We start from the raw sequence: 4531 nt of genomic DNA, 5'->3' as shown, positions 1-4531 counted from the left end.
GTGCGTGCCATGTGTGCCTTTCTTCCCTGGCGGGGTTCTCCCCCGGGGTCGTTTGCCTAGATATACGCCAGAAATAAACGCGGTGCTTGATGTGCCGCGCGCTGCTTCGCGTGACCAACCTGGCTTTATCAGCTTGGCTTGCCCAGCCTGACTTGACCAACCTGGGCTTACCGCTCTGGCTTTGGCGTTCTCTGCACGGCACCGAATTTATCTGCCGATTGACCTGCCGCGCCCGTTCATAGTTCCGCGTTTAAACCGCCGTATGACCGCCCGGCGCACACCATAGGCGCGTAGGTAGTAGAATAATGGCATGAGCATTGATCCTCGCACCGAACTCACCCGCCTCCTTGACGCGCTGGAGGCGCACCTGACCGCCGTCGTAAACCGAACCGGCGAACACGACCCCGCCGTCGATGAGGCGTACGTAGAAATCGCCAACGCCTTCGAAGCCTACGAAGATGCCCTCTTCGAGGCTCACAACGAGGTCACCCCCTTGAGCGTCTACGGTGATGAAGACGAGGACGACCTTGAAGAAATCCTCGACGATGAAGACGACATCGACGACGATATCGAGTACGAGGACTAAATAGCGCCTCGCCCATACGTTACGGACCGACCCCTGACCGGTACCCCCTACGCGGGGTAACGAGGCAGGGGTCGAACCGTACCCGCAACACCGTAGCCGCACCCCCGCGCAGCTCTTGCCCTCAACGCTTACCAAGCGTCTACTGAGGGCAACGCCTATAGAGCGCCCGCCGAAAATCTGCCCACCCGATACCCACCGAGCATGTACCGAGAACGGAGACACCCGTGAGCGAACCCCGCACCTGGCGCGACGCCGCCCTCATCCTCCGCACCCAAAAACTCGGCGAAACCGACCGCATCATCATCATGCTCACCCGCGATAACGGAATCACCCACGCCGTCGCTAAAGCCGTACGCAAACCTACCTCCAAGTTCGGTGGGCGACTCGAACCGTTCATGCACACCGACCTGTCCTTCAGCCGCGGCAGAGCCAACCTGCACACCATCACCCAGGCGGTGACCCTGCACGCCTACACCGCACCGATCATGGCGAACTACGATGCGTACACGTGCGCCTCCACCATCGCCGAACTGGCGGAAGCACTCACCAAAGACACCGACAGCACCTCCGATATTTACACCCTGACCCACGGGGCGCTTGCCGCGCTCGCGCACGGGCAGCATGTGCCGCAGAGGATTCTGACCCGCTACCTGGCGCGCAGCATGAACGCCGCTGGCTGGCCGCTCATTGGTGAGAACTGCACCCGATGCGGCAACCCGCTCGTGAACGCAGATTACCCGGGCGATAACAGAGCAGACAGCAGCACCCCCGGCGCTACAGGCGGAAGCGGCAGGTACATTGCCTTCCACACCGCCCACACCTATGGGCACCACACGGTCCTCTGCCCCCAATGCGCACCCGCCACCGACACACCCCTAACCGGCCTGCGCGCCGAAGAGCTCGGCTATGCGCTCGCCACCGCATCGGCGGATCCGCGCGCCTGGGCGACGATTGACGCAGCACCCGTGCCGGTTGCCTCCAAAATTCTGGGACTCTACCTGAAAACCACCCAGAACCTGCTCGAACACCCCCTCAAAACGGCGAGCGCCCTCGAGAACGAAAGTCCTTCGCTGTAAAGAACCGCCCGCACAGTGTAGATGCACGCCGGTGCTTCAATCACGCGTCAACCAGGACGCAAAATAACCTCCGAAGCACCCGCCCATGCGCACTGTGTCACGGTAAAATAGCTACAGCACGCCAGGTTTATTTCTGGCGCATATCTAGGCAAACGACCCCGGGGGAGAACCCGCCAGGGAAGAAAGGCACACATGGCACGCACCCAGCCCGTACCCCCGCCCGCACACCCCACCGGGGCAACCCCGCCGCCGATTCCGAAGAAGTTCATTCCGCAGCACGTCGCCGTCGTCATGGACGGTAACGGACGCTGGGCGAACGAACGCGGCCTGCCCCGCACCGAGGGCCACCGCGCCGGCGAGGCGGCACTGCTGGACGTTGTTGCGGGCGCTATCGAAATGGGCATCCCGTACGTGACCGCCTACGCTTTCTCCACCGAAAACTGGAAGCGCTCACCCAGCGAAGTCGCGTTCATCATGCGTTTCTCCACCGAGGTGCTGCAACGTCAGCTGGCAACCCTCAAAACCTGGGGTGTGCGCATCCGCTGGGCTGGCCGCCGACCCAAGCTGTGGAAGAACGTCATCGAAGAGCTCGAACACTGCGAACGCGAAACCATCGACAACACCGTCTGCACCCTCACCATGTGCGTGAACTACGGCGGCCGCGCAGAAATCGCTGACGCGGCGGCAGCTATCGCAGCGGACGCTGTGGCGGGCAAGATCAAGCCCGGCAACATTACCGAAAAGACCATCCAGAAGTACCTGGACGAGCCCGACCTGCCCGACGTTGACCTGTTCCTGCGTTCCTCCGGCGAGCAGCGCATCTCGAACTTCCTGCTGTGGCAGAGCGCCTACGCCGAGATGATTTTCATGAACGTGCTCTGGCCCGACGTTGACCGCCGCACCCTCTGGGAAGCTGTCGAAGAGTATGCGCGCCGCGACCGCCGCTACGGTGGCGCTGTCGACGCCGTTGCCAACGACAAGTAGCAGCCCGGCATACAGTCCCGGCACGCCCGGCTCGTAGCCCCACAAACCACCCACACCCTCCAACACTAGGGAGAACAAATGCGCATCTACCCGACCTTCTTCAACATCTTCTTCAAGGGCATGGACCCCGAGAAGGCACACCACGTCGGCTTCTGGGGCGTTCAGACCCTGCGCAACGTCGGCATCACCCGCGCGCTGCGCAAGTACTTCCAGCCCGCCCCCGAACTGGCAACCACCGTCATGGGCATTACTTTCCCCTCGCCGTTCGGCCTGGCTGCAGGCTTCGACAAGGGCGGCAAGGGCATTGCCGCGCTGGCTGGTATCGGCTTCGGCCACGTCGAGATCGGCACCATCACCGGCCAGGCGCAGCCCGGCAACCCGCAGCCGCGCCTCTTCCGCCTCGTGGAAGATAAGGCGGTCATCAACCGCATGGGCTTCAACAACGACGGCGCCGCAGCGGCAGGCCCGCGCGTAGCCGCCGCCCGTGCAGACCTCGAAACCGAATACCGCGGCGCTGTACGCCCGGTCATCGGCGTGAACATTGGCAAGACCAAGGTCGTCGAGCTTGAGAACGCTATCGAGGACTACCTGATTTCTACCCGCACCCTGGCACCGCAGGCAGACTACCTGGTCGTCAACGTTTCTTCCCCGAACACTCCGGGTCTGCGCACTCTGCAGGCTATCGAGTCGCTGCGCCCGCTGCTTGCCGCCGTGCGTGAGGAGGCAGACCGCGTATGCCCCAACCGCCACGTACCGCTGACCGTGAAGATCGCACCGGACCTGGTCGATGAGGACGTTATCGAGGTGGCAGCCCTCGCTAAGGAGCTGAAGCTGGACGGCATCATCGCCACCAATACCACTATTGCCCGCGACGGCCTGGGCCTGACCAGCGACATGACCAAGGTTAAGGAAATTGGTGCCGGCGGCCTCTCCGGTGCACCGCTGAAGCCCCGCTCCCTGGAGGTGCTACGCCTGCTCAAGCGCGAAATCGGTGACGACCTCGCGATTATCTCCGTTGGCGGCGTGACCACCGCTAAGGATGTGCAGGAGCGCCTGGACGCTGGCGCTGACCTGGTGCAGGGCTACACTGCGTTCCTGTATGAGGGCCCGCTCTGGGCGGCACACATTAACCGTGGCCTGGTGAAGTTGCGCCGCGCTCGCCGCTAAAAGGTTTGCAGGCGGGAGCGTTATACTTCCCGGCGCGCTGACTTGGCGTGTTGACTCTGCGTGCTGAAAGGGGGCACCGTTCTCTACCCGTAGGGGGTGGAGGCGGTGCCCCCTTTTATGTGCCCTCTATTCCGCCGAAAAGCCACATGTGGCTTCTGAGCACGCATAGTTATTTGACGCATAAAGCATTGAATTGTTCGAATAGTGACGATTCGTTGCTATTACACTCATTGCAAAGCAAACGACTGTAAATATGCGGTAGGGTTTTATATGTAGCGTCCCGTGGTGCATTGTTGCGCCTGCTGGATACGTTGCGCGGCTGGGTTCTTCCGGCGGTCAAGTAACGACCATTTTTACCAGCCTGACAAGTGCATACACAACCATCACCGACGATAGGAGCGCACCGTCATGGAGCCTCGTACCTTCCTTTACCGTAGCCAAATTCCTCGCCGTACCCTGCTGGGTAGCGGCGCACTTGTGGGCCTTGGCGCCCTGCTTGCGGCGTGTGGCCAGCAGGCTTCTAACGAGGCAGCAGCCACCGCATCTGCCGCGCCGAGCGAGTCGGCTTCGGCATCTGCAGTGGCTTCTGAGTCTCCCTCTGCGAGCGCCACCCCTTCTACTGTTCGTGGTTATTCGGGTGGTTCGAAGGCACCCGACGGTGAGTACCGTAAGGCCGATGGCTACGGCCCTGCTCAGAACGTGCCGAAGCCTAACGCCC

4 protein-coding genes and 1 pseudogene are annotated in these 4531 nt (G+C 62.1%); all 5 read left to right on the top strand.

What is annotated here, in order from left to right:
* Positions 1-310 precede the first annotated feature (310 nt).
* Positions 311-586, top strand: coding sequence for a hypothetical protein (locus tag HMPREF2879_RS08035; protein WP_049353093.1), 276 nt, complete (start codon positions 311-313; stop codon positions 584-586).
* A 224-nt stretch (positions 587-810) separates the two neighbouring features.
* On the top strand, positions 811-1662 hold the full coding sequence (recO, locus tag HMPREF2879_RS08030; protein WP_070635230.1) for a DNA repair protein RecO: 852 nt from the start codon (positions 811-813) through the stop codon (positions 1660-1662).
* Between the two features lie 192 nt (positions 1663-1854).
* Entirely contained in the window at positions 1855-2646 is a 792-nt protein-coding gene (locus tag HMPREF2879_RS08025; RefSeq protein ID WP_049341241.1) for an isoprenyl transferase, read from the top strand.
* Positions 2647-2724: 78 nt separating this feature from the next.
* Positions 2725-3813, top strand: a complete 1089-nt coding sequence (locus HMPREF2879_RS08020; RefSeq protein WP_070635228.1) for a quinone-dependent dihydroorotate dehydrogenase — start codon at positions 2725-2727, stop codon at positions 3811-3813.
* A 408-nt stretch (positions 3814-4221) separates the two neighbouring features.
* Positions 4222-4531: pseudogene (locus HMPREF2879_RS08015) on the top strand (DUF6318 family protein); the annotation flags it as partial.

This window comes from Rothia sp. HMSC069C04, assembly GCF_001812895.1.
Classification (GTDB): domain Bacteria; phylum Actinomycetota; class Actinomycetes; order Actinomycetales; family Micrococcaceae; genus Rothia.
The sequence above is the reverse complement of the archived record's forward strand: the minus strand, read 5'-3'. Positions and strand labels throughout refer to the sequence as shown.